21 protein-coding genes and 1 tRNA gene are annotated in these 25,744 nt (G+C 53.6%); 12 read left to right on the top strand and 10 right to left on the bottom strand.

Going from position 1 to position 25,744, the window contains the following annotated elements; genetic code table 11:
* The first annotated feature begins 31 nt into the window (after positions 1-31).
* Together ATY27_RS15505 and ATY27_RS15500 are read left to right on the top strand one after the other, a co-directional pair.
* On the top strand, positions 32-781 hold the full coding sequence (locus tag ATY27_RS15505) for an electron transfer flavoprotein subunit beta/FixA family protein (RefSeq protein ID WP_208931523.1): 750 nt from the start codon (positions 32-34) through the stop codon (positions 779-781).
* Positions 781-1,707, top strand: a complete 927-nt coding sequence (locus ATY27_RS15500) for an FAD-binding protein (protein ID WP_208931522.1) — start codon at positions 781-783, stop codon at positions 1,705-1,707. Before ATY27_RS15505 ends, ATY27_RS15500 begins: the two co-directional genes overlap by 1 nt.
* Positions 1,708-1,850: 143 nt before the next feature.
* Here ATY27_RS15500 and ATY27_RS15495 read toward each other — a convergent pair whose 3' ends face one another.
* Together ATY27_RS15495 and ATY27_RS15490 are read right to left on the bottom strand one after the other, a co-directional pair.
* The gene (locus tag ATY27_RS15495) at positions 1,851-2,417 is read right to left on the bottom strand and encodes a YceI family protein (RefSeq protein ID WP_208931521.1); all 567 of its coding nucleotides are present in this window, start codon (positions 2,415-2,417) and stop codon (positions 1,851-1,853) included.
* Positions 2,418-2,564: 147 nt separating this feature from the next.
* Entirely contained in the window at positions 2,565-3,755 is a 1,191-nt protein-coding gene (locus tag ATY27_RS15490; RefSeq protein WP_208931520.1) for a class I SAM-dependent methyltransferase, read from the bottom strand.
* A gap of 150 nt (positions 3,756-3,905) precedes the next feature.
* Here ATY27_RS15490 and ATY27_RS15485 point away from each other — a divergent pair, with 150 nt between their 5' ends.
* The gene (locus ATY27_RS15485; protein WP_208931519.1) at positions 3,906-4,907 is read left to right on the top strand and encodes an NAD(P)H-quinone oxidoreductase; all 1,002 of its coding nucleotides are present in this window, start codon (positions 3,906-3,908) and stop codon (positions 4,905-4,907) included.
* Here ATY27_RS15485 and ATY27_RS15480 read toward each other — a convergent pair.
* Together ATY27_RS15480 and metG are read right to left on the bottom strand one after the other, a co-directional pair.
* On the bottom strand, positions 4,904-6,292 hold the full coding sequence (locus ATY27_RS15480; RefSeq protein ID WP_208931518.1) for an MFS transporter: 1,389 nt from the start codon (positions 6,290-6,292) through the stop codon (positions 4,904-4,906). The genes ATY27_RS15485 and ATY27_RS15480 overlap by 4 nt on opposite strands.
* 92 nt (positions 6,293-6,384) lie before the next feature.
* Positions 6,385-8,421, bottom strand: a complete 2,037-nt coding sequence (gene metG, locus ATY27_RS15475; protein ID WP_208931517.1) for a methionine--tRNA ligase — start codon at positions 8,419-8,421, stop codon at positions 6,385-6,387.
* Positions 8,422-8,589: 168 nt separating this feature from the next.
* Between metG and apbC the strand changes: the two genes are divergently transcribed.
* The 5 genes from apbC (at position 8,590) to ATY27_RS15450 (ending at position 13,907) form a co-directional block, all read left to right on the top strand.
* Positions 8,590-9,663, top strand: a complete 1,074-nt coding sequence (apbC, locus tag ATY27_RS15470; RefSeq protein WP_244151330.1) for an iron-sulfur cluster carrier protein ApbC — start codon at positions 8,590-8,592, stop codon at positions 9,661-9,663.
* 1 nt (position 9,664) lies between these two features.
* Positions 9,665-10,261 (top strand): dCTP deaminase, encoded by a 597-nt coding sequence (dcd, locus tag ATY27_RS15465; protein ID WP_208931515.1) that lies wholly within the window; start codon positions 9,665-9,667, stop codon positions 10,259-10,261.
* Positions 10,262-10,485: 224 nt separating this feature from the next.
* Positions 10,486-11,376, top strand: coding sequence for a DMT family transporter (locus ATY27_RS15460; RefSeq protein WP_208931514.1), 891 nt, complete (start codon positions 10,486-10,488; stop codon positions 11,374-11,376).
* Between the two features lie 116 nt (positions 11,377-11,492).
* A complete protein-coding gene (locus ATY27_RS20020) occupies positions 11,493-13,250 on the top strand; it encodes a DUF3300 domain-containing protein (protein WP_208931513.1) in 1,758 nt (585 codons plus the stop codon).
* Between the two features lie 81 nt (positions 13,251-13,331).
* A complete protein-coding gene (locus ATY27_RS15450; protein ID WP_208931512.1) occupies positions 13,332-13,907 on the top strand; it encodes a glutathione S-transferase family protein in 576 nt (191 codons plus the stop codon).
* Positions 13,908-13,978: 71 nt separating this feature from the next.
* Here the strand turns inward: ATY27_RS15450 and ATY27_RS15445 are convergent, their stop codons facing one another.
* The 3 genes from ATY27_RS15445 to ATY27_RS15435 form a co-directional block, all read right to left on the bottom strand.
* Entirely contained in the window at positions 13,979-15,811 is a 1,833-nt protein-coding gene (locus tag ATY27_RS15445; RefSeq protein ID WP_208931511.1) for an ABC transporter ATP-binding protein, read from the bottom strand.
* A gap of 39 nt (positions 15,812-15,850) precedes the next feature.
* A complete protein-coding gene (gene ltaE / locus ATY27_RS15440) occupies positions 15,851-16,930 on the bottom strand; it encodes a low-specificity L-threonine aldolase (RefSeq protein WP_208931510.1) in 1,080 nt (359 codons plus the stop codon).
* Between the two features lie 135 nt (positions 16,931-17,065).
* The gene (locus tag ATY27_RS15435) at positions 17,066-18,040 is read right to left on the bottom strand and encodes a LysR family transcriptional regulator (RefSeq protein ID WP_208931509.1); all 975 of its coding nucleotides are present in this window, start codon (positions 18,038-18,040) and stop codon (positions 17,066-17,068) included.
* A 92-nt stretch (positions 18,041-18,132) separates the two neighbouring features.
* Here ATY27_RS15435 and ATY27_RS15430 point away from each other — a divergent pair, with 92 nt between their 5' ends.
* Positions 18,133-19,068 carry a sodium-dependent bicarbonate transport family permease gene (locus ATY27_RS15430; RefSeq protein WP_244151329.1) on the top strand — a complete coding sequence of 312 codons (936 nt, stop codon included), beginning with the start codon at positions 18,133-18,135 and terminating at the stop codon, positions 19,066-19,068.
* 12 nt (positions 19,069-19,080) lie between these two features.
* On the opposite strand, the gene ATY27_RS15425 is transcribed toward ATY27_RS15430, so the two are convergent.
* On the bottom strand, positions 19,081-19,269 hold the full coding sequence (locus ATY27_RS15425; RefSeq protein ID WP_208931508.1) for a hypothetical protein: 189 nt from the start codon (positions 19,267-19,269) through the stop codon (positions 19,081-19,083).
* Between the two features lie 401 nt (positions 19,270-19,670).
* Positions 19,671-22,175 (bottom strand): MFS transporter, encoded by a 2,505-nt coding sequence (locus ATY27_RS15420; RefSeq protein WP_208931507.1) that lies wholly within the window; start codon positions 22,173-22,175, stop codon positions 19,671-19,673.
* Between the two features lie 101 nt (positions 22,176-22,276).
* Here ATY27_RS15420 and ATY27_RS15415 point away from each other — a divergent pair, with 101 nt between their 5' ends.
* On the top strand, positions 22,277-23,239 hold the full coding sequence (locus tag ATY27_RS15415) for a LysR family transcriptional regulator (RefSeq protein WP_208931506.1): 963 nt from the start codon (positions 22,277-22,279) through the stop codon (positions 23,237-23,239).
* 68 nt (positions 23,240-23,307) lie between these two features.
* Here the strand turns inward: ATY27_RS15415 and ATY27_RS15410 are convergent.
* Positions 23,308-23,384 (bottom strand) — tRNA-Pro (locus ATY27_RS15410).
* A gap of 194 nt (positions 23,385-23,578) precedes the next feature.
* On the opposite strand from ATY27_RS15410, the gene ATY27_RS15405 reads away from it, so the two are divergent.
* Entirely contained in the window at positions 23,579-24,451 is an 873-nt protein-coding gene (locus ATY27_RS15405; protein ID WP_208931505.1) for an EamA family transporter, read from the top strand.
* A gap of 123 nt (positions 24,452-24,574) precedes the next feature.
* Entirely contained in the window at positions 24,575-25,642 is a 1,068-nt protein-coding gene (gene astE, locus ATY27_RS15400; protein ID WP_208931504.1) for a succinylglutamate desuccinylase, read from the top strand.
* Positions 25,643-25,744: the final 102 nt, after the last annotated feature.

The raw sequence follows: 25,744 nt of genomic DNA, 5'->3' as shown, positions 1-25,744 counted from the left end.
CTTGACCCGAAAACAGCAGGGGTGTGCATTGATGAAAATTCTGGTGCCGGTCAAACGGGTGATTGATTACAACGTAAAAGTGCGGGTGAAAGCCGACCAGAGCGGCGTCGACCTGGCCAATGTCAAAATGGCGCTGAACCCTTTCTGTGAAATTGCAGTAGAAGAAGCGATCCGGTTAAAAGAAGCGGGTGTGGCGACCGAAGTAGTCGTAGTCTCAATTGGACCTGGCGTTGCCCAGGAACAACTGCGCACTGCGCTGGCTTTAGGTGCTGACCGTGCCATTCTGCTGGAAACTGAACAAAACCTTGAATCACTGCAAGTGGCAAAATTGTTGGCCAAAGTGGTTGGCACTGAGCAACCACAACTGGTGATCCTGGGTAAACAAGCGATTGATTCTGATAACAATCAAACGGCGCAAATGCTGGCAGCCTTAACAGGCATGGGCCAGGGCACTTTCGCATCGAAAGTGGTGGTGGCCGACGGCAAAGTGAACGTGACCCGTGAAATCGACGGCGGCCTGCAAACGGTTGCACTGAATCTGCCGGCAATCGTTTCAACTGATCTGCGGTTAAACGAACCACGTTATGCGTCTTTGCCGAACATTATGAAAGCGAAGAAAAAGCAGTTAGACGTGATTGCCGCCGATTCTTTGGGTGTGTCATTACACAGCCAAATCAAAGTGTTAAAAGTCACAGCGCCTGCAACCCGTCAGGCCGGCGTGAAAGTCGATTCTGTCGATACCCTGATTGATAAGTTAAAGCATGAAGCGAAGGTGATCTGATGGCCATTTTAATCATTGCCGAACATAACAACGTTCAACTCAAAGCCGACACGGCCAAAACACTGACTGCCGCTCTGGCAATTGGTGGCGACATTCATGTATTGGTTGCCGGGCAAAACTGCCAGGCTGTTGCCGCAGAAGCTGCTGCACTGCAGGGTGTCAGCAAAGTACTGGTCGCTGACGCTGCCATTTATCAACATCAGTTAGCCGAAGAAATCGCAGCATTAGTGCTGTCGGTGGCTACAGGCTACAGTCATATTCTGGCGTCTGCGACCACGCACGGGAAAAACTTCCTGCCACGCGTCGCTGCACTGCTTGATGTCGGCCAAATCTCCGACATTATTGCGGTAGAGAGCGCCGATACTTTTGTCCGCCCAATCTACGCCGGTAACGCGATTGCGACCGTACAAAGTACCGATGCCATCAAAGTGATTACCGTGCGCAGTTCAGCCTTTGCCGTGACGCCAAATGGTGGCTCCGCCGTGATTGAAACGCTGGCGCCGGCCACTGCTGCTGGTTTATCGGTATTTGTCGATGAGCAACTGACTAAATCAGAGCGTCCTGAGCTGACTGCGGCTTCAGTGATTATCTCTGGCGGTCGTGGCATGCAAAACGGCGAAAACTTCAAGTTACTGGAAGGTATTGCTGACAAGCTGAACGCGGCTATCGGTGCGAGCCGCGCGGCTGTTGACGCCGGTTTTGTGCCGAATGATATGCAAGTGGGGCAGACCGGTAAAATCGTGGCGCCAGATCTGTATATCGCCGTCGGTATTTCCGGTGCTATCCAGCATTTAGCCGGCATGAAAGATTCCAAAGTCATTGTCGCAATTAACAAAGATCCGGAAGCACCGATTTTTCAGGTAGCAGACTATGGTCTGGTCGGTGATTTGTTCGCCATCCTGCCGGAACTAGAAGCGAAACTGTAAGTTCGGTTGTTGGCGGTGTGACAGAAAGTCACATAGCAAATGAATAGAAAAAAGCTGCTGGTTGAAACCAGCAGCTTTTTTTATGGCCGTCGCTGCCTGGAAGAATCGTTACAGCACGCCAGGACCAGAGGCTGTGTGCCTGATCAGCGACTGAATTGCACGTCAAAACTAACCGGTACAACCAATTCAATCCGGTTTAACTTGGCGATGTCCTGCAGTTTTTTCACGCCACCATCCAGTTTGAACTCTGTGGCTTTCACCAGTACTGGTGCTTTGGTAAACGCCAGCAGTCGATTGTCCGCCAATTTGACCACGCTGATATCAGCAGTCACTTTTTGTGTTTGATCGGCAATCGTCAGTGTCAGTTCGACTTTCTCGTTGTGCACCGCGCCGGTCTTTAATGCACCGATTTTGCCAGCATCCAGCATGCCACTGGCTTTGATTTGTGGGAATTTGCTGGCGTTAAACAAGTGTTCCAGCATCCGCTCATTACGGATCGGAATCATTGTATCAAGGCCTTGCACCGGGATCTGCACGCTGAACTGGCCATCATCTGCCCACTGACCCTGCAGTTGTTTAAAGCTGTGCGTTTCGGCAACCACATCATTTTTTACTGTGACAAAACGCAACGATGACTGCGCCGGATCCAGTTGCCAGGAAGCTTGCGCATAACCGGCGGTCAACGCCAGCGCGACTAGTAATTTTTTCATAACAAACTCCATTTGGAACCAAGGGGGGGATGTGACAGTAGCATACTGGACAGCGAAAACAGGTCCAAGGTATTTCCAGGTAAATAATTGCAATGACATTAAAAAACAAAAAAGCCCCGTTCACACAGGGCTTTAAACAAAACAAGTTTACCTGATGAGGCAAACCCAGCCTTTGAGGTAATGACCTTCCGGATAAAAACTGGCGATCGGATGATCTTTGGCCTGGCTCAGTTTCTCAATAAACAAACAATCGCGGCCGGCGTCTAACGCGGCATCCGCGACAATTTTCTGGAACAGGCTGTCTTCCATCAGGCCGGAGCAGGAAAACGTCAGCAAAAAGCCGCCTGGTTTGACGATTTGCATCGCGACGCGGTTGATATCTTTGTAACCACGGCAGGCGCCCATCAACTGCGCTTTGCTTTCGGCAAATTTCGGTGGGTCCAGGATCACCATATCAAACTGACGGCCTTGTTCTTTGTATTGACGCAGCAGTTTGAATACATCGGCTTTGGTAAAATCGAGTTGGCTCAGATCCAGCTGATTCAGCTCTGCATTGCGTTTCGCAGTCTGCAGCGCCAGTTCTGACATATCGGCATTAATCACATGACTGGCGCCGCCGGTTAAGGCTGCCACAGCAAAAGTGCCGGTGTAGCTGAAGCAGTTCAGCACGGTGTTGTCTTTGGCGTAGCGTGCGGCGGCCGCGCGGCTGTCACGTTGGTCCAGATAAAAACCGGTTTTATGGCCATTCACCACGTCCACTAAAATTTGCATACCATTTTCCAGAATGGTGACTTCGCCGCTGTCGCGGGGCGCATGTAACCAGCCAGTGACAGGCGGCAGGCCTTCTTTTTTCCGCACATCGACATCGGAGCGCTCATGAATGCTATGGTCGGGGAATAGTTGCCGTAATGCCGCGACAATATGGTTGCGCTGATAATCGGCGCCGGCGCTTAACAGCTGGATCACTAAGATATCGTGGTACAGGTCAATAGTGACGCCAGGCAGACCGTCTGACTCAGCGGCCACCACACGGATGCCGTTGGTCTTTGTCAGGTCAAACAGCTGTTGGCGCACTTGCCAGGCGGCGCTAATGCGGCGCAGGAAAAAATCGGCATCGATGGCTTCGGCTTCATCAAATGACCAGACCCGGACACGGATCTGTGAATCGGGTGAATAAGCACCGTTGGCAATAAAAACGCCGTCAGCGCTGCGGACCGTGACAGTTTCGCCGCTGTTGGCGTGGCCTTTCACCTGTTTCACCGCTTTGGAAAACACCCAGGGGTGGCGGCGTTTAAGTGATTTATCGCGATCGGCTTGTAAAATGATGCTGGCGGCCATAAAAAGTCCTGAATGAATGTACGGGCAGGTGGACACATGCTGACAGCATCAGCGCCGACACCTGAAAAGGGCGTCATTTTAGTCCGCCTGAGCAAAAAGCTAAAGTAAAACCGCGTCTGCGGTGCAGAACCACGGGAAAGAGGGATCCTCATGCTTTTTTTATCTGAGTTGCCGGCAACGATGCAGGCGATTGAAGTGGACGCCGGGCACCAGTTGCAATTTGTCAGCCGGCCAATACCGGCATTAAGCCAAGGTGAAGTGCTGATTAAAGTGGCTGCCGCCGGAGTGAATCGGGCCGATCTGGTGCAGCGCGCCGGATTTTATCCGCCACCGCCGGGTGACAGTGACATTCTGGGGCTGGAAGTAGCGGGTACAGTGGTGGCTGTCGCTGATCACGCTGATGCGAAGTGGCTGGGCGCAGAAGTGTTTGGCTTGGTGCCCGGTGGTGGTTATGCACAATATGCCAGAATGCCGGCCGCACATCTGCTGCAAAGGCCCGCAGCACTGCCAGTGACCACTGCAGCAGGTTTTGCTGAAGTGTTTCTGACTGCCTGTCAGGCGATGTTTAGCCTCGGCGGTTTACAGGCTAATCAGGCGGTGTTGTTGCACGCCGGCGCCAGTGGCGTGGGGACTGCCGCTATTGCGCTCGCCAAAGCCGCCGGTGCATATGTCGCTGTCACGGTTGGTTCAGATGACAAGGCGACAGCCTGTCTGGCGTTGGGGGCTGATGTGGCGGTCAATTACAAAACAACTGATTTTGTCACTGTGCTCAAAGATGCAGTCCCGCAGGGTTTTCAGGTCATTGTCGACCCGGTCGCCGGCGATTACTTGCCAAAAGACCTGCAACTGCTGGCATTGGATGGCCGGATTGTGGTGCTGGCGATGCTCGGTGGTCGTACCGTGCCGGCTTTTGATTTAACCCAGATGTTTAAAAAACGCGGCCAGTTGCTGTGCTCGACGCTGCGTAATCGTAGTGATGACTACAAAACAGCGCTGCTCGCGGCTTTTATGCAGCAATTTGGCCCGCACTTGCAAAATGGCGCGCTGAGCCCGGTGATAGCGCAGGTGTTGCCGTGGCAACAGGCCGACCTTGCCCACCAGCTGTTGGCGGGCAATCAGTTGGTGGGCAAGGTGGTGCTGACGGTCGATTAATCGACGGGCTTGTCCGGAGCAGTCTGTAGCGCCGTGGCAGCATCCGGCTCCTGCAGCGATAAATCCAGTTCAAACTGCGCTTGTTGCTCCGCTGCGGCGGCCACCTCGTCAGTGTGCGGATAACGCGCTGCGCGCATCTGCGCATCGACAGTGGTCTGGTCGACGCGTGGATCCAGCGCTGCGGCCAGTGGCGAGCCGACTAAATCGCCGGCGGCCATCATGTAGTCCTTTGGCGCGATTTTTTCCGCTTGTTTCTGCTGATAATTGACTTGCTGTAAGCGCACAAACAACAGCGCGGCGACTGCAGCCATAAAGGCATACAACATATTACTGCCGCCCAGTTGCATAAATGCCGATGCTAATAGAGGCCCGATACTGGCGCCAAGGCCAAAAGTCAGCAAGATGGTCGCCGATAACGCCACCCGTTCATGTTGTTCAATATTCTGATTGGCCAGTGCTGCGCCGAGCGGGTACAACGTAAAAGCGAACACACCAAAGACAAAAGTGAAACCCAGCTGCAACCAGCCACTGAGCGGCAACAGCGCCATCGCCAGCACCAAAATGCCCAAAATCACACTGTTAGTGCGAATAAGCCGGCTACGGCGGACCCGATCAGATAATTTACCCATCGGCCACTGTGCCAGTAACCCGGCCATGACTGTCGTGGCCATATAGGCTGCGACCTGCTCAGTATTCATGCCCTGACTGGCGGCAAAGGCGGGGGCCAGACCATAAAACGAGCCGACAATCACGCCGGCCATCGCGATGGTAGTCAGCGACTGCGGTACTTTTTGCCAGAACACTTTGATTTGTAGCGGTGCCGGCTTTAATGGCTGCGGGTGAATACGCCGGGTTAGTGCCAGCGGCACAATACAAAGGGCAAAACAGATCGCAACCAGCAGCAGTGGTTTAATCGTCAGTTCCGGGTTCAGGCTCATCGCGCCCTGGCCAAGCACCAGGCCCAGATAAGACACAATCATGTAACTTGCAAAGATAGTGCCACGGTTTTTGCTGTCGGCCTGCTCGTTCAACCAACTTTCCAGCACCATGTACTGACACATCATACACATGCCGACAATAAGGCGCAGGACCAGCCAAATCTCCAGCTGTTCTACCAGCGCATGGCCAAGCGCCGAAGCCGTCACGACGCCGGCACTGGCGACAAAAGCACGGATATGGCCGACCCGGGCTATTAAACGATGGCCGATTTTTGAACCTAGCACCAGCCCGAGGTAATAGGCGGACATCATGGCGCCGATCCAGACTTTGGCGACGTCCATCGATGCCAGCTTCAAACCGAGATAGGTCGTTAATAAACCGGCAGCCAGCACCATTAACAAGGTGGCGCCATACAATGACGAAAAAGAGCGGATAGTCGCCGCCATGCTTCATCCTTTTTTCTAGTGCGTAGCACAAGACCCGGCGGGTCTAGCACATAAAAACAAAACCGCAGCATGGGCTGCGGTTTTTCATGGTTTTATTTAACCCGCATCCCTGGGGTGGCACCATCATCCGGGCTTAGCAGGAAGATCTCGCTGCCACCCGGGCCTGCGGCCATCACCATGCCTTCTGACATACCAAATTTCATTTTACGCGGTGCCAGGTTTGCCACCATTACCGTCAGACGGCCAACCAGCTGTTCTGGCTGATACGCGGCTTTGATGCCGGCAAACACCTGACGTGTTTCGTTGCCTAAATCCAGCTGCAGGCGCAGCAGTTTATCCGCGCCTTCGACATGTTCAGCGCCGACAATTTTGGCGATCCGCAGGTCGAGCTTGGCAAAGTCATCAATATTGATGGTCGGCGCTATCGCTTCAATGTTATCGGTCGCAGACGCGACGGCTACTGGCGCTGTAACAGGTGCGACAGGCTGCAGATTGTCTTTGGAAGCATCAACCATCGCCTGGACTTTGACCGGATCCACGCGTTGCATCAGTGCTTTAAATGGATTGATAGCGTGATTCAGCAATGGCTGCTGATAATTGTCCCAACGCAGCTCGTTGTTCAAGAAGGCTTCCACTTCTTTCGCCATATTCGGCAGCACCGGGGCTAGATAATGCATCAGCACGCGGAACAGGTTGATGCCCATCGAGCAGACATCCAGCGTTTCCTGTTGTTTGCTGTCGTCTTTGGCCAGCACCCATGGCGCTTTGGCGTCGATATACTGGTTGGCTTTGTCGGCCAGCGCCATGATGTCGCGGATGGCACGCGCATATTCACGTTCTTCAAACGACGCCGCGATGCTGTCACCTTGCGCGACAAATTCGGCATAAAGTTCTGGCTCAGCCAGTGTTGCCGACAAAGTACCGTTGAATTTTTTCGTCACAAAACTGGCACAACGGCTGGCGATGTTAACCACTTTACCGACCAGATCGGCATTCACTTTTTGCGAGAAATCATCGAGGTTCAGGTCGAGATCCACAATGCCTGACGTCAGTTTCGAAGCGAAATAATAACGCAGATACTCCGGATTCAGATGCTCAAGATAAGTGCGGGCTTTGATAAAAGTGCCGCGTGATTTCGACATCTTGGCACCGTTAACGGTAACAAAACCATGCGCGAATACACTGGTTGGTTTGCGGTAACCGGCGCCATGCAACATGGCCGGCCAGAACAGGCTGTGGAAATAAATGATGTCTTTACCGATGAAGTGGTAAACCTCAGCGTCCGAATCCAACTGCCAGAACTGGTCGAAATCAACGCCGGTTTTGCTGCAGTAATTTTTGAAGCTGGCCAGATAACCAATCGGCGCGTCTAACCAGACATAAAAGAACTTACCCGGTGCGCCCGGAATCTCAAAACCAAAATATGGCGCGTCGCGGCTGATGTCCCATTGTTGCAGGCCATCTTTAAACCATTCCTGCAGTTTATTCGCCATCTCGTTTTGCAGCGCACCGCCACGGGTCCAGTCCTGCAACATTTGCTCAAAGGCCGGTAAATCAAAGAAATAATGCTCAGAATCTTTCAGCACCGGCGTCGCACCTGACACAACAGATTTTGGATTTTTCAGCTCGGTCGGGCTGTATGTCGCGCCACAAACGTCACAGCTGTCGCCGTTTTGATCCAAAGCGCCGCATTTCGGGCAATCGCCTTTAACAAACCGATCCGGCAGGAACATTTGTTTTTCCGGATCAAACAGCTGGCTGATCGAGCGGCGTTTGATGTAACCACCGGCGTCGAGTTTGGTATAAATCTCGCTGGCAAAAGCCTGATTTTCACTGCTGTGGGTGCTGTGATAGTTGTCAAAGCCAATCAGGAATTCAGCAAAATCAGCCTGATGTTCAATTGACGTCTGGGCAATCATTTGTTCCGGTGTCAGGCCAAGCTGCTGCGCTTTGAGCATGATGGGCGTGCCGTGGGCGTCATCGGCGCAGACGTAATAACACTGATGACCACGCGCTTTTTGAAAACGCGACCAGATGTCGGTTTGGATGTATTCAAGCAGGTGGCCGAGGTGAATAGGGCCGTTGGCATAAGGTAAGGCGCTGGTGATTAAGATTTTACGTGTCGTCATGAACCGGCTCTGTATCGATGAATGCAATGAAAACAATAGGCGACATGATACAATAGCCAGCCTCAAAGCGCGACACTGCCGGCGCAGTTGTCCGCAGCAATTCGTGTGATCTTCGTGTGACCGATGGAGTCGCCGCGATCTGGTTGTCGCCCATACAAGGAACAGCTTGTGTTTTCATTCTGGAAAAAATCCACGACCACGCCACAATCTGACTGGCCTGAATCTCTTGTCAGCCTGTTGAGTCAACCTTTTTCCGCAGTGTTACCGTTGGCACTGAGCGAAATCGCTGACATAACACTCAACAAAACTGAGCTTTCCGTCACTTTGCCATTCCCGGCGTCGTGGCTGCAGGCTGAACTGCAGCAACAGCTGGATGCGCGGGCGCTGGGTTTACAGGCGACTGTCAGCTGGCGTAACGAGTTGCCGGCGGCATTTAGCACCGTAAAACAAGTGGTGCTGGTCGCGTCCGGCAAAGGCGGTGTCGGCAAATCGACAACAGCGGTGAATCTCGCGGTCGCATTGGCACAACAAGGCGCCCGCGTCGGGTTGCTCGACGCTGATATTTATGGTCCGTCCATTCCGCTGATGTTGGGCGAAGCACAAAGCCGTGCCACTTCGCCAGATGAGAAACATTTAAATCCACTGTTTAAATTTGGCATTCATCTGCAGTCGATTGGCTTTTTAGTCGACCCGGAAAATGCCACGGTCTGGCGCGGCCCGATGGCCAGCCAGGCGCTGATGCAGCTGGTCAATGAAACCTTGTGGCCGGAGCTTGATTATCTGGTCGTGGATATGCCGCCTGGTACCGGTGACATTCAGCTGACGATGTCGCAGAAACTGCCGGTCGCCGGTGCTGTGATTGTGACGACACCACAGGATGTGGCGCTGGCGGATGCGAAAAAAGGCATCCAGATGTTTCGGCAGGTCAATATTCCGCTGTTGGGATTGATTGAAAACATGAGTTTTTATCAGTGTCCGCAATGTGGTCACGAAGATGATATTTTTGGTACGGCCGGCGGGCTGGAACTGGCGCAGCGTTATCAGGTGCCGGTGCTGGGGCAATTGCCTTTGCAGTCGGCCATCCGTGAAGCCGGTGATGCCGGCAGTCCGATTGTGTTGCAAAAAGACCACCAAACCGCTGAAATCTATCAAAAAATGGCACAGCAGCTGATCTTCACTTTATACTGGCAAACCCGGCTCAGCCCGCAACAGGCTGTCGAAATAATAATGACGGATGATTAACATGAGACTTTGTGATCGCGATATCGAACAATATCTGGCGGAAGGCCGGATCCAGATCGAACCCAGACCGGCTGCCGATATGATTAGCGGGGTCAGCGTGGATATCCGGCTTGGTCATAAATTCCGCACCTTTCGCGCTTATGCCGCACCATTCATTGATTTATCCGGTCCGCGCGAAGAAGTGCAACAGGCGTTGGACTCCGTGATGAGCGATGAAATTGTGCTGACCGATGATGAAGCATTTTTTCTGCATCCGGGCGAGCTGGCACTGGCCATTACCCTCGAATCTGTTACGTTACCGGCCGACATCGTCGGCTGGCTGGACGGGCGCTCAAGTCTGGCGCGGTTGGGGCTGATGGTGCATGTGACGGCACACCGGATCGACCCAGGTTGGTCTGGCAATATCGTGCTGGAGTTTTATAACAGCGGGCGCTTGCCGCTGGCGCTCAGGCCCAATATGAAAATTGGCGCGCTGAACTTTGAATTGATGACCGGCGAAGCGGCACGGCCATATAACAAACGGGAAGACGCCAAATACCGCGCGCAAAGCGGGGCAGATGCCAGCCGGATTGGGCAGGATGATCCGGGGCACGCCTGAGTCAGCATTGCAATACTCAAGCTGCAGAAATTAAAAAGCCCATACAAAACGTATGGGCCGAAGCAATAAAGCAAAAATGAAGCAGGGCAATTATGCTGGATTTTTGCTTGTCTATGCAAGATCAGGCCGCAGCTTTTTTGCTACAGCGCAGCGTTTTCAGCTTTAAGTCAGGCTATTTAATGCATAAATAGCCAAATGGCGCCGGATACAGAAGGAATTTGCTGATGAAACTGGCAGATATCGGCCGCTTGTTGTTACTCGCCGCGATCTGGGGCGCGTCGTTTTTATGCATCCGTGTAGCGGTTCCGGCATTTGGCCCTGGTGCACTGATGACAGGCCGGGTCGGGCTCGCCGCTTTGTTTTTGGCAATCATCGGGTTGCTGTGGCGCAAACGGCTGATTTGGCGCGGCAAAGTACGCCATTTCCTGCTGCTGGGGCTGATTAATTCGGCGTTACCATTTTTCTTGTTTGCTTATGCGGCACACTGGTTAACGGCGTCGGTGCTGTCTGTGCTTAATGCCACGGCGCCAATTTGGGGCGCAGTACTCGGTGTGCTGTTTTTCCGCCAGCCACTGTCGGCCAGACTGGCATTTGGCCTGGTGCTCGGGGTGACCGGGGTGGGGATCCTGGTCGGTTTTGATGCTGTGGTACTGCAACCCGATGCGGGACTGGCCATCGCGGCTGGCGCTGGGGCGGCCTGTTGTTATGGTCTTGCCACTCATTACACCCGACGGGCCGAAGCGGTTGAGCCGTTCGCCAATGCGCATGGCAGCATGTGGGGCGCTTTGTTGTGGTTGTTGCCAGTGGCACTACTACAACCGCCGGTCGCGGAGCCAACCGTCTGGCAAGCCGGAGCATTGTTGATGTTAGGCGTGCTCTGTACCGGCGTGGCCTATTTGCTGTATTTTGCACTGGTGCGTGACATCGGTGCCACGCCAACGTTAACGGTCACCTTTTTAATTCCGGTGTTTGGTGTCAGCTGGGGCGCGTTATTTTTAGGCGAAACAGTCGGCTGGCATACACTGGTTGGCGCCTTGACGGTGTTAACCGGTACCGCTTTAGTAACTGGTGTGTCTTTGACGAAGTTATGGCAACAAATGTACGCAAAAGCGTAAAAAATTAGTTATTCAGAAAGAGTTCAGAATGCCGGCCCTATAACTGGGGCAATGCTGCGGCGTTATAATCCGCAGTAAGGTGCAAAGCGGGCTGCGCACGCAGCGAGGAGCTATAGATGTCGAGCCGAATACTGTTGTTATCTGCCATTACTGTTGCATTATTTACCCAGTTTCCGGCGCTTGCTGCGGACAAACAGGCTGCAGCCAAAGCCACTGCGCAGCTGAGTAAACCAGCCGCTCCGGCAACTGCCGCCAAAGCGAAAAAACTCTTCTCCCAGGCCGAGCTGGATCAAATGCTGGCGCCAGTCGCTTTGTACCCGGACACTGTGCTGTCACATGTGCTGATCGCCGCCACTTACCCGTTAGAAATTATCAAAGCCACCCGCTGGTTGTCCGGCAAACCTGGCATGACGTCGGAACAGGCATTAAAAGCAGCTGAAAACGAAAGCTGGGATCCAAGCGTACGCGCGCTGGTCGCTTTTCCGCCGCTGCTGACCAAAATGAATAACGAACTGGACTGGACGCAAAAACTCGGCGACGCCTTCCTGATCCAGGAAAAACAGGTGATGGCGACGGTGCAAAATCTGCGCGAAAAAGCCTATACCGCCGGTAATTTAAAAAATCAGGAACACTTACGCGTTGAGCGTAAAGAAAAAGTCATCGTCATCGAGCCGGCCAGACCAGAAGTGATTTATGTGCCGGTGTACGACACCCGGGTGGTTTATGGTGACTGGTGGTGGCGTTCATACCCGCCGGTACACTGGCCATACCCGACCGGCTATCGCCGTCATGCCTCGTTTTATTGGGGGGCCGGCGTACAAGTGGCCCCCAGCTTCTATTTCTCGACCTTTTATTGGCCACGTAATGAAATTGTCGTGATCCATCATCATGACTACCGGCCGCGGCATTATTACCGCAATCATGAAATTATCCAGCATGAAGAACGCCGCCATTGGCAACATAATCCGCAGCACCGTCATGGCGTGGTGTATCACACCTCTTATGAGCCGGTGCGTGAAAGCCGTGGTGAAGCCTGGCGTTATGAAGATCAGGGCGACCGCCGGCGCTGGGCGGCAGAACGTCGTCAGGATAATAATGTTGCACTGCCGGGCGACCAGCAAATCATCAACCAGCCGGATCCGGATTTAGACAATTTACGCCGTCAACAGCAGGAACGGGAGCAGGTGTTTGCTCAGCCGGAGAATGAGTTAAATCCACAGACTGAGCCCGTAGCCGTGACGCCAGATCAAGGCAATACGCAGGCACCGATGCAACCAGTTGGCGAAATGGTCGACAACAATAAAGACGGTATCGATGACCAGCCGGTATTTGAACAACCAGTGACAAATATACCAGTGACCGATGCGCCCACTGAGCCGGCCCCAATCAGCGAACTGCCTGCACCGGCAGATCAGCTGCCGCAGCCAGAGTTGCAGCCGGAACCACAACCGATGCCGGAACAACCGGTTTATCAAGACCCAGAGCCACAGCCGGTGTATGAACAACCACAGCCAGTGGACCAACGGCCTGAACCGGTATTCCAGCAACCAGAGCCGGTGTATCAGCAACCGGAGCCGGTGTATCAGCAACCGGAGCCGGTGTATCAGCAGCCAGAGCCGGTCTATCAACAACCGGAACCGGTGTATCAGCAACCAGAGCCGGTCTATCAACAACCGGAACCGGTGTACCAGCAGCCCGAGCCGGTCTATCAACAACCGGAACCGGTGTATCAACAACCGGAACCGGTGTATCAGCAACCAGAGCCGGTCTATCAACAACCTGAGCCGGTGTATCAGCAACCTGAGCCGGTGTATCAGCAACCGGAGCCGGTCAGTCAGCCGGTGATTGAACAATCTGGTATTCAACAGCAGTAAAAAGCAGGCGGCCTGCGGGCTGCCTGTTTTGAAAAGTCAGTTGGTTAGAATTGGTTTGCAATAATCTGCTTGGGAGAAACTATGCAGCTTTATGGTTCGACATCTTCACCTTATGTTCGTCGTTTGCGCTTATTACTGGCAGAGAGGCCGCATGAATTCATCAGTCTGAATATTTTTGAATCGGCTGATCGTGAACGCTTAATTGCATTAAATCCAACGCGCAAAGTACCAATGTTGGCTGACGGTGATCAGGTAGTGTTTGATTCCGGTGTGATCTACCGGTTTCTCAGCCAGAAGTTTTTGCTGACACCGCTGAGCTGGTCACAGGAAAACCTACTGACCATTATCAATGCAGCTAATGATTCTTTAGTCGAACTGTTGCTGTGTAAACGTTCTGGTTTTGATGTCCGGGACAACAAATTATTTTTTAATCTGCAGCATGAACGGGTACAGGCCACACTAAAAATTCTGAACAGTAAAGTTGCTGCCGGTGAGTTTGCGCAGTGGGACTATCTGGCGATGAGTTTGTATTGCCTGGTTGACTGGATTTGCTTCCGGGAACTGGTCGATATGCAGCCGTTTGGCGCCCTGTTGCAGTTCAAAATCGCCCACCAACAGCAAGTTGGTGTCGCCGAGACAGATCCACGACTGGGTTAACCGTCGTTGCTAAAAAAGAAGGGCTGCAGTTGCAGCCCTTCTTTTTGCTTTAGTGCCAATGCTACAACTGTTTAGTCCAGACCGATAAAACCACCGGTTTGATGCGCCCACAACTGAGCATAAATACCGCCTTGGGCAATCAACTGTTGATGGCTGCCTTGTTCAACAATCGCGCCCTGATCAAGCACAATCAGCCGGTCCATCGCCGCAATTGTCGACAGCCGGTGGGCAATGGCAATCACGGTTTTGCCTGCCATTAACTGATTCAGGCTGTGCTGAATAGCTGCTTCGACTTCGGAATCGAGCGCCGAGGTGGCTTCATCTAAAATCAGGATCGGCGCGTTTTTCAGCAGTACACGTGCAATAGCGATCCGCTGACGCTGACCACCGGATAACTTCACGCCGCGTTCACCCACCTGCGCATCCAGACCCTGATTACCGCGTGGATCACTGAGTTCTGCGATAAACTGGTCGGCTTCGGCGGCCTTCACCGCGGCCAGTAATTGCGCTTCAGACGCATCGGGCCGGCCATACAGAATATTCTCCCGTACCGTCCGGTGCAGCAGGGACGTATCCTGCGTCACCATGGCGATTTGCGCACGTAACGAGTCCTGACTGACCTGACGGATATCCTGGCCATCTATGCGGATCTGGCCGGTTTCCAGATCGTAAAACCGCAGTAACAGATTAACTAAAGTTGATTTGCCGGCGCCACTACGACCAACCAGACCTACTTTTTCGCCCGGTTTGATATTTAAATCCAGCTGCTGCAGCACGTTTCTGCCCTGACTGGCGTACTGGAAGCAGACCTTATCAAACGCAATAGCGCCGCCACTGACCTGCAGTGGTTGTGCATCCGGACTGTCCAGCACTTGCTGCGGTTGTGCCAATGTGGTGATGCCATCAGCCACAGTGCCGATATTTTCAAACAGACTGCTGACTTCCCACATGATCCACTGCGACATACCGTTTAAGCGCAGCGACAGACTAACAGCAATGGCGATAGCGCCGACACTGACGGCCTGCAGCGTCCATAACCAGATCGACATAGTCGCGACTGAAAAAACCAGCAAATAATTTAGTGCCTGCACACTGAAATTCAGCCAGGTTACCAGGCGCATTTGCTCGTACACCGGATGTAAAAAACGTGACATGCTGTCGCGGGCGTATTCGGCTTCGCGGCTGGTGTGGGAAAACAGTTTAATAGTGTTGATATTGGTGTAGCTGTCGACAATGCGGCCGGTCATATCAGAGCGGGCGTCAGCCTGACGGCTGGCAACATCTTTGAGCCGCGGCACAAAATACACCTGCAGACAGATATACAGGCTCAGCCAAACCAGCAATGGCAGTACCAGCCGCCAGTCGGCGTCAAACACCAGATACAACATGGTGCTGAAGTACACCAGCACATAGACCATCACGTCGAGTAATTTGGTGGCGGTTTCACGCACGGCCAGTGAGGTCTGCATCACCTTCGTTGCGATACGGCCGGCAAAATCATTCTGGTAAAAACTGACGCTTTGTTTCAGTAAATAACGATGCGCCTGCCAGCGGATCGCCATCGGATAATTGCCAAGCAGCGTCTGGTGCAATACGGCGGAGTGGATCAGTACCAGTAACGGCATGCCGACGGCGGTAAGCAAACCCATACGGATCAACGTGTCCTGTTCGGTTTGCCACAAAGTCGCCGGATCTTTTTGTACCAGCCAGTCGACGAGCTGCCCCATAAAACCAAACAACGACACTTCGAGCATGGCCAACAGCGCAGTTAACAACGCCATCACGACGAGCGGAATTTCCATGCCTTTGCTGTAATGCCGGCAAAACGCATAGATACCCTTGGGCGGCTGCGTCGGTTCTGCTTCTGGAAAGGGGTTGGTTAATTTTTCGAAAAACTGCAGCATGGCAGACCTCAACAAGGCCCACCATCTGCACGGCGGGCGTTAATAATTGCAGAGAATATCGCGGCTACACGCAAGCATGGCTTGCACCTGCGCCGGACTGATATCCAAATGAGTGACTAAACGGATGCGGGATTTCGTCTGGCCAGACTGCTGATAAGTGCTGCTGGTCAGGCGGACCTGATGTTTGCCTAATTCTGCCACAAAATGACGTGCAAGCGCAGCGTCCAGATCGCAGAAAATGATATTGCTTTGCGGCATTTGCAGTGAAAACTGAGTTTCCAATCCGGTATCAACAACGATCTGCTGCAGGCCGCTTGCCAGTTGCTGCGCATGCTGATGGTCATCCTGCAGGCGGTGGACATGATGTTGCAACGCATACAATCCGGCCGCCGCCAACCCACCGGCCTGCCGCATACCGCCGCCGAGCATCTTACGCACACGCCGCGCTCTGGCGATGAAATCAGCACTGCCTAATAACAGCGATCCGATGGGCGCGCCGAGGCCTTTAGACAAACAAACCGAAATCGAGTCATAGCCACTGACCAGCTGGCGGGCGACCTGATACGGATCGGTCTGAGTCTGAGTAGCAATAGCGACCGCGGCGTTAAAGATCCGCGCGCCGTCAATGTGGCAGGCGAGTTGGTGTTCTTTGGCAAGCGTTGCCATTTGTGCCATGTAATCGAGGCCGAGGACCTGACCGCCAGTGGTATTTTCGATGACCAGCAGGCGAGTGCGGGCAAAATGTGGATCGTCCGGCTTAATCGCTGCCAGCACGTCAGCAGCCAGCAGACTACCGTCGGGCTGATTGGCCAGCGGCTGTGGCTGGATAGAGCCGAGCACCGCCATACCACCGGCTTCCCATTTATAAGTGTGCCAGTTTTGCCCGACAATGGCTTCGTCACCACGCTGACAATGGCTCATCAGCGCGATCAAATTGGTCATGGTGCCACTAGGTGCAAATAGGGCTGCGTCAAAACCGAGTAATTCAGCGGCATAACACTGTAGCGCGTTGACCGAAGGGTCATCGCCAAATACGTCATCGCCCAGCGGGGCATTGGCCATAGCCGCACGCATCGCGGCGGTTGGTTGGGTGACGGTATCGGAACGAAAATCAGTCATCAGGTATATCCTCAGGTGGTCATTGCAAATCAGCATACGGCGTTCATCCGGAGGCTGCAGCCTATTGTGATAGGCAGGTACTGTTGTGCGACAAAATTCAATGCGTAAAATGCCAAGAACCGCGTTTTTTGCCAGTCAGTTGGCTGACAAAAATTGGTCTGGCAAAAAGTCTGCGGCCAGGCTGGCTAAATCGCTGACCAGCCAGCCCGGGTCCAAGTGTTGAGCTAGCTGCGCCGGCAAAAAACGAATTAGCTGTGCTGCGGTGGCGGATAAACGCCGATCGCGGCGCGCCACCAGATACCAATGACTTTCCAGTGGCAAACCCGGCAGCTGTAACTGTTCGACCGGTTCGGTGCCAGCCTGTAGTGTGTGTGCTGACAAGACGGCCAAACCCAGGCCCGAGGCGACACTTAAACGGATCGCTTCGTTGCTCTCAATTTGCATAGTTTTTTGTAGCACCAGTCCCTGACTGCTCAGCCAGCTTTCCAGCATCATCCGGGTGGCGGAGCCGGGCTCGCGGATCAGAAAACGTTCTTCTTTCAAATCCACCATACTAAGCCCGGGTTTGCCGGCCGCCCAATGGCCGGGCGGGGCTATCAGTTGCAGCGGGTTTTTTAACAGGCGCCGGGCTAATACCTGATTTCCGGCCGGCGGGTGGCTGAATAAAAACAGGTCATCCTGCTGCTGTTCAAAGCGGCTGAGGATCTGGGCGCGGTTGCCAATATTTAACGTCAGTTCAATTTGCGGAAACTGGCGGGAAAATTCGGCCAACAGCGGTGGCAGAATATATTTGGCGGTAGTGACAATCCCCAGGCTCAGACTGCCACTATTGCCGGCGCGCGCACTTTGCACATACTGAGAAAAATCGGCAAAGCGGCCCAGAACATCCTGACTGGCGCGGTATAGCTCAGCGCCAACCGGGCTCGGCACCAGCGTGCCATGTTGACTTTCCAATAAAGGTTCGCCGGCCCACTCGGTCAGTTTTTTTAATTGGATAGACACTGTTGGTTGGGTCAGATGCAACTGACGGGCGGCCTGCGAGATGCTGCCGGTTTGCACCACAGCCTGATAGACCTGCAACAGCCGAAAACTCAAATGGCGAATATTCATAGATAATCATCTATATCTGCATCTTGATATATTTATTATTCCTTATTTTTCGACGCAGGCACAATAGCCGCCGCCTGGATCTGGAGGAATTAATGATGCCCGATATAGTAATTGCTTTTTTTGCCTTTGGCCTGATCGCCGGTTTGTTGAAATCGGACCTGAAAGTGCCACATTCCATTTATGAAACCTTATCGATCTTATTGATGCTGGTGCTTGGTTTAAAAGGCGGGCTGGCGTTGCACGGCCAGGTTACTGGTCAGTTGCTGCTGGGGTTATTACCTATCGCCTTGTTGGGATTTGTGTTGCCACTATTGTGTTATCCGATCCTGCGCCGTCTGGTGAAACTGCCGACCGATGACGCAGTCAGTATTGCGGCGCATTATGGCTCGGTCAGTGCCGGTACTTTTGCGCTGGTGCTGGCGATGGTCGAACGCGCCGGTCTGCCGGTTGCGGCACAAACAACGCTGTTTCTGGTGTTGCTGGAACTGCCGGCCATTATCATCATGTTGTGGTTGCATCGCCGCCTGACCGGTCAAGGCAGTACCGGCGGGATCTGGCGCGAGTCTTTGACCAGCCGGGGCGTATTGCTGCTCGGTGGTGGTGTGTTGATTGGTTATAGCTACGGGCCTGTTGGGCTGGAGCCCATTGCGCCGGCCTTACTCGGTGGTTTTAAAACGATGCTGGCGCTGTTTCTGCTGGAAATGGGCTTGTGTACGGCAAAAGCCTGCGTGCCGTTACCGCTGGCGCAGTGGCGTTTGTTGATGTTCGCGGCACTGATGCCATTTTTACTGGCCTGGAGTGGTATCGCTACCGCATTATTATTGGATTTACCGCAAGGCAGTGCCGTGATCCTGGCCGGTCTCACCGCCAGTGCGTCTTATATCGCAGCACCTGCAGCGATACGCGCAGCGATCCCATCAGCCAACATTGGTCTGGCAATGTTGGCTGCACTGGGGATCACCTTTCCGGTCAACGTCTTGATTGGTTTACCTGTCTATCAGCACTGGGTCAGTTGGTTTTATCCCTGACCGCAGTTGATTTCAGGATTGATTCCAGCCCAGCTGGCGTCTCAGCCAATGCCAGGTGTCACCGTCGGGTTGATGGACATTAGGTTTGGCGGCTGGAGTCTGCTGTAGATCTGCTTTGATCCAAGGGGGCGCCACACTGCCATAGCCTGCAGTGGGGAACAGTTCTGGTGGACGGGTTCTGCTCAGTTGTTCAGTCTTCATTACATCACCTCTGCGTAGCGTCTCAGGACAGTACGGCATTGTGCCGGACCTGTGTTGCAGTCAGATGATCAGGGCGTAATCAGTGGAAATGAGCTCAGTCATCGCCTGATCCTCGTCTGAGTCCGGTATCCGTTCCGGCCGCAACGGGTAAAGTGTAAAGGTTCATGACAAAAATTGCTGCCATGGCCATTGTTCAGTTTTCTCCAGCAGCGCCATGTTTCTGTGCGCTGCCGTACCGGTACTGTCCGGAAATTTTCCGTCAGATCAAGACACTGAAACCGGTCGTCATCAACTGCTGTCCGCATTTAATTACAAGACAGCGGTGTCATTTGATTTGATAATTTAGCGTTCGCTGAACTTCATCGTGTTACGCGGTCCGGCACGCTCACACTTTAATACGGCTAAATTGGCGGCTGATCTGTACCAATTGTTGTGGCGATCTGCCGCAGGGCAACAATCAACAGGTCCAGTTCGGCGGGCTGGGTAAATAGCTGCACCGTGATCCGCACTATCTGTAACTGATTAAGCTGGCGGCTGACGGCAAAAATCCGCGCCTGTTGCCACAACGCCGCGACCACATCGTCGGCACTTTGTCCGTGCAGGGTAAAAGCCGCAATCGCACAGGACTGTGTTGGGTCCGATGGCGTGATGATCTGCAGCCCCGGGATCTGCCGCGCCTGCGTCAGCCAATACTGGGACAGATAACGCAGGCGTTGTTCTTTTTGCGTCAGGCCTACTTGGCGCTGAAACGCCAGTGCGTCACGGATATTCAGCAACGCCGGGACTGCAACTGTGCCCGGTGCAGCAAGTCGCTGGATGGGCATTGCTCCTGAGCCTGCGTGGTCAGACAGTCCATACAGCGGCCGGATCTCAGCCAAGCGGGATTCACGGATAAACACCAGCCCGGTGCCGAGCGGCGCACCAAACCATTTATGCAGATTGGTGGCGATAAAATCCGCCTCCAGCGCCGGCAGCTGGTAATCGAGCTGAGCAAACGAGTGGGCGGCATCGACCATCACATCGACCCCGTGGCACCGCGCCATCCGGCTGATGGCTGCAACCGGCATGATCTGACCATGGCGATGACATAAATGACTGAGCACAATCAGTTTAGTGCGTGGCGTGATGGTCTCGGCATAACACTGTACCAGCGCTTGGTCAGTGCTGTTTGTTGGCAGTTGCAATAGATTGAGCCGGATTTGTTTCTCTGTGACCAGCCATTGCAAACTGGCGAGCACCGCATCGTAATCCTGCGTTGCACAAATTACTTCATCGTCCGCTTGCAACGGATAACCGTGCAATAAAATGTGCATGCCTTCACACAGGTTGCGGGTCAGTAGTAATTCATCTGGTTGCACACCACAAAAATCGGCCAGTTGCTGATAGATAGCCACTTCTTCCTGCGGCCAATGCTGGCGCAAGTACAACGCACTTTGACTGTTCACGAGCTGCTGATGTTGTTGCCAGGCCTGCAATACGGACGAAGGCTGCGTGCCAACATAGCCGTTTTCCAGTTGAATAAACGTCAGGTCACGCGGGTATAACCTGCTGTGTTGTTGCCAATAGACTTCATCGGTGGCGCTCTGTGCAGATTTAGCTGCAGCATCTGACGCCTGTTGTGGTGTATCTGGCAGTGTTTGCTCGGGAGGTTGCGGCGATGTCGATAATAATTGCCAGGCCAGCCAAAGACTTAACGCTAAGGCCAGGCACAGCAACAGTGCAAGCAGCAGTACAACCGCTGGCCAGCCGCCATAGTCCCAGCCCCTGCCGGAAAACGCGCCGAGGGTGCTGGCGCCGAGATAATAACAACACAAATACACAGCAGTCACCAGCGCTTTGGGCGCCTGAACCAAAGTCGCCAGCCAGTTACTGCACAGCGTATGACAAGCAAAAAAGCCAAAAGTAAACAAGGCGATGCCACTGAGGATGACACGCACATCCGGGTGCAGCGTGGCCGCTAAACCGAGCAACATCAGCAGCAGCGCCATGGGCACCAGCGTGCGCAGTGGCAGGCGTTTGGTTAACATCGCGCCCCACAGTGAACTGCCGATACCAAACACATAAAACACCGTGATCGCAGCGACTGTGCTCTGACTGAACAAATAAGGCGGCGCCAGCAAATAAAAGGTGATGTAGTTGTACAGGCCGGTATAGCTGCCAGTTAACAAAAATGCGATGGCAAACAGTGCCAGTAATTTGGGCTGGCGGATCTGCATGAATACCGAGCGCATCATCTGCCGCAGGCTCTGAAGATCAGGCGTGGCTGGCGTAAAATGTGGGCTGCGCGGCGCTACTTGCGGTAGCGTGCGTTGAAATTGCCAGGCGGCAGCAAGTCCGGCCAAACCTAACAACAGCAGCGCCAGCCGCCAGCTGAACTGGTCACTCAGCAGCGCACCGAAAGCCCGCCCCAGCATACCGCCTAAGGCGGTCCCGGCAATATAAAAACCAATGGTCTGACTCAGCCGTGCAGCAGGCACTTCACTGCTGAGATAAGTGATGGCCAGTGCCGGCATTCCACCCAATGCCAACCCCAGCAGCGCACGCAGCCATAACAATTGCGTGTAATTTTGCGCCAGCGCACATAGCAGGCTCAGCACTGCAGTGCTCGTGACCGCCACAATCATCAGACGGCGCCGGTCAATAAATTCACTGAGCAGGCTGCTGAGCAATAAGGATAACGCCAGAGTCAGCGTGGAAATGGACAACACCCAGCTGGCATCCGCCGCGGTCAAACCGAATTCAGCTGACAGCAGCGGCATCATTGGTTGCACGGCATAGAGCAGGGCAAATACGCTGCTGCCGGCCAGAAACATCGCCCATTTTAAAGATTGGATCCGCTGCAGCTGATCAAGTGCAGAGGTGGATAACTGGTTGGCAGCGGTGCTGACAGGTGCTGAATAAGACATCAGGGTTGACCGGTGAAAAACAGGAAGTGTCAGGATAAAGAATGCAATTAATAGCGTCCAATACATAAATAATGCAATATTAATACTGAAATCAGATTAATGTGACAGCAACAGCAGGATCACCGCCGGAGGAACCAATCATCGAACTACGACAATTGCGATATTTTATTGCCGTTGCAGAAGAGCTGCATTTCACCCGTGCGGCGCAGCGGCTTTGTATCGGCCAGCCGCCGCTCAGTTATGCCATTGCCCAGCTGGAAGCTGAGATCGGCGCAATGTTATTTGCCCGCACCAAAAGATCGGTGCAGCTGACTGAAGCCGGAAAGTTACTGCTGACAGAGGCCCGAAAAATTCTGGCGCTGTCTGGTGCCGCAGCGCAGTCCGCCAAAGCCGCAGCAGCAGGACATGCCGGTGAACTGCGGATTGGCTTTACCTCTTCCACGCCGCTGACGCCGTTATTTTCCGCGCTGATCAATGTCTATCGCCGGCAATTTCCGGCCGTCACGCTGACGTTGCTGGAGATGTCGACGCAACACCAACTGGCGGCGTTACAACAACAGACGCTGGATTTGGCGTTTGTCCGGCCACAGTTTGGCGCTGAACAAGCGGAGCAGGAGAATTCAGCAGCGTCAGCGCTGCACTATTTGACGCTACGCACTGATCCACTGGTGGTGGTGTTGCCGGAACAGCATCCGCTGGCGGCAAAACCGCAGATCCGGCTGGCGGATTTGGCAACGCAGGGGTTTATTATGTACCCGCCGCAAGCGGGCACCAGTATTTACCGGCAACTGCATGCGTTGTGCCTGCAAGCCGGATTTACGCCAGACACTGTCCAGCAAGCCGCCGAGGCGTCGACCATCATTGGGCTGGTTGCTGCCGGTGTCGGCATCAGCGTACTGCCAGCCTGTTTCGACCGTATTCAGCTGGCTGGGGTTTGTTACCGGCAACTGGCTGATGAACAGGCAGTCACGCGTTTATTGCTGGCCCATCAGGCTTCGGAGCGAGAGCCGCAAAAGCAGCTGCTGATCAATCAGTTTGTCGCGCTGACACAAGCACAGCTCTAGGCATAACCGTCCTTCAATGGACATAAAAAAACGCCGGATAAATCCGGCGTTTTTTCTTGAAATTTGAATGGTCGGTACGGCGGGATTCGAACCCACGACCCCTGACACCCCATGACAGTGCGCTACCAAGCTGCGCTACGTACCGACGAGCGCCTTATCTTACTGGCTTTCTGTCTGATTGCAATGCTGCACCGACTGACTGCGGTATTTTTAGCCGGTTAATCAGTCAAATAGCAAAGCGCCGCCCCTGATTTTCGGTTAAGGTAAAGCCATCAAACATCCGTCCGGATGTCCAAAATCTGCGGGTGTTATGCGCAAGGGCCGGGGAGGCCGATTTTTATGTGGATCTTGTTTACCTTATTGGCCGCGTCGATGCAGGCCGTGCGTAATGCCTGTCAAAAAGAGCTCAGTAAAGAAGTGTCGGTGCTGGGTGTTACGCTGGCACGGTTTATATATGCCAGTCCGCTGGCAGCCCTGTATTTACTGGCGTTATATCAGTATCAGGCTGCGGCATTGCCAGTATTTAGCGCCAGTTTTGCCGGGTATGTGCTGGCGGCGTCTGTGATGCAAATTCTGGCCACTGCACTGATGGTGGTGCTGTTTAAGCAAAAAAACTATGCCATTGGTGTCGGTTTAGCGAAATCAGAAGCGATTTTTGCTGCAGTGCTTGGCGTAATATTTTTTGCCAGTGTGTTGTCGCCACTCGGCTGGATTGGGGTAGGCGTCGGCGCTATCGCCGTATTTTTATTAAGCGGTGTGCGAAACCTGAACGAGTTGCCGCTCAAGACCGTTGCTATCGGCGCCGCCAGTGGTGCCGCGTTTGCGCTGACGTCGTTGTGGATCCGCGAAGCCAGTCTGGCGCTTGGTTTGCCGTTTCCCTATGGCGCGGCCTGGGTGTTGTTATTTGTTATCAGCTGCCAGACGCTGCTGTTGTTGGGTTATCTGTTAATACGCGACCGTGCAGTGCTGGTTGCACTATGGCAACGGCCCCGACTGACCTTGCTGACCAGCTTTTTCAGCTGTATTGGTTCTTTAGGCTGGTTCACCGCAATGAGCCTGGAGAGCGTGCCATTAGTGAAAACACTGGGGCAGGTTGAAGTGCTGTTCACTTTGTTGATTTCGGTGTTTTGGTTCAGGGAAAAACTCAAACGCACCGACTTGCTGGGCCTTGCGCTTGTTGTTCTGGCGGCTGTACTGGTGATGTGGGCCTGACACTATTTGTAACTCCCGGCGCTGGTGCAATCAGGCGACAGATGATTACAATGCTGCTGACCCATACAGTGAGCCTGGCTCGAAGAAGCTGGCCCTGCCAACCCTATAACGCAGATTTGAAGCATGAAAACCAATATTCTGAACCGTCTCGTAGAACCGGAAACGCTGCAGCACAGTGGCGACTTCCTTGGCCTGACTTTGACTTACCCAGAGCAGCTGGCGCCTTTTTCTTACAGGCTTAGCAACGGCACTGTGGTTGAGGTCTGGGATACTGGTGTGTTATGCCTGACCCCAGCGAACCCGGCAGGCATCGATATAGTGTTGTCCTCAGGTGTACACGGCAATGAAACTGCGCCGATTGAGCTGTGCGCAGCAATTTGCCAGGACCTGTTGCTGGAAAAAATCCAAAGCACTCACCGGTTGTTGTTTTTGTTTGGCAATCCGCCGGCGATGAACAGTGCAAAACGTGAACTGGTCGATAACCTGAACCGGTTATTCTCCGGCCATCACAGTAAAGGGGATGGAGAACCAATTTGGGAACGCCAGCGGGCGGCGGCACTCGAACAATATGTGCTGCGTTTTTATCAGGCAGGTGGTGAAGGCCGCGAGCGTCTGTTGTATGACCTGCATACCGCTATTCGGGGCTCACAGTTTGAAAAGTTCGCGGTTTATCCGTTTTTACACGGCAAACCCTGGAGCAAAAGTCAGTTACAGTTTTTACATGCCTGCGGTGTGGAAACGTTCCTGCTAATGCAAACGCCAGCATCTACGTTCAGTTATTTTGGCGCGCAAAGCTGTGGCGCGCATGCTTTTACGCTGGAACTTGGCAAAGTCAGACCTTTTGGCGAAAACGATATGAGCCGCTTTGCCGCCTGTGATGCGATGCTGCGCGCATTGATTGTCGATGCGCTGCCGGTGTTGGCAGATTTTGACGAGAGCCGGTTTAACTTTTTTGTCGTTAGTCGTGCAGTGAACAAGCACAGTGAACAATTCGAATTGTGCTTTGCCCGCAATATTGAGAATTTCAGCCAGTTCCCGCTCGGCACTGTGTTGGCACGTGACGGTGATATTGAGTATCGGGTCGATGAACCAGGCGAAGCCATTATTTTCCCCAATGCAGACGTTGCGCTGGGGCAACGCGCGATGTTGTTGGTCAAGCCGGTGTCAGTTGCCGGGCAGGTCAGCGACTAGTTCAGATCCTGATAAAACAGTAACGGGCAACAGGCCCGTTTTTTCTTATCTGGTCATACCTCTAACTGCAGTTGCGGGCTGAATGCCGGCGCCGCGCTGTGA

Source organism: Rheinheimera sp. F8 (genome assembly GCF_001518915.1).
This window is presented reverse-complemented; position numbering and strand designations above follow the sequence as displayed.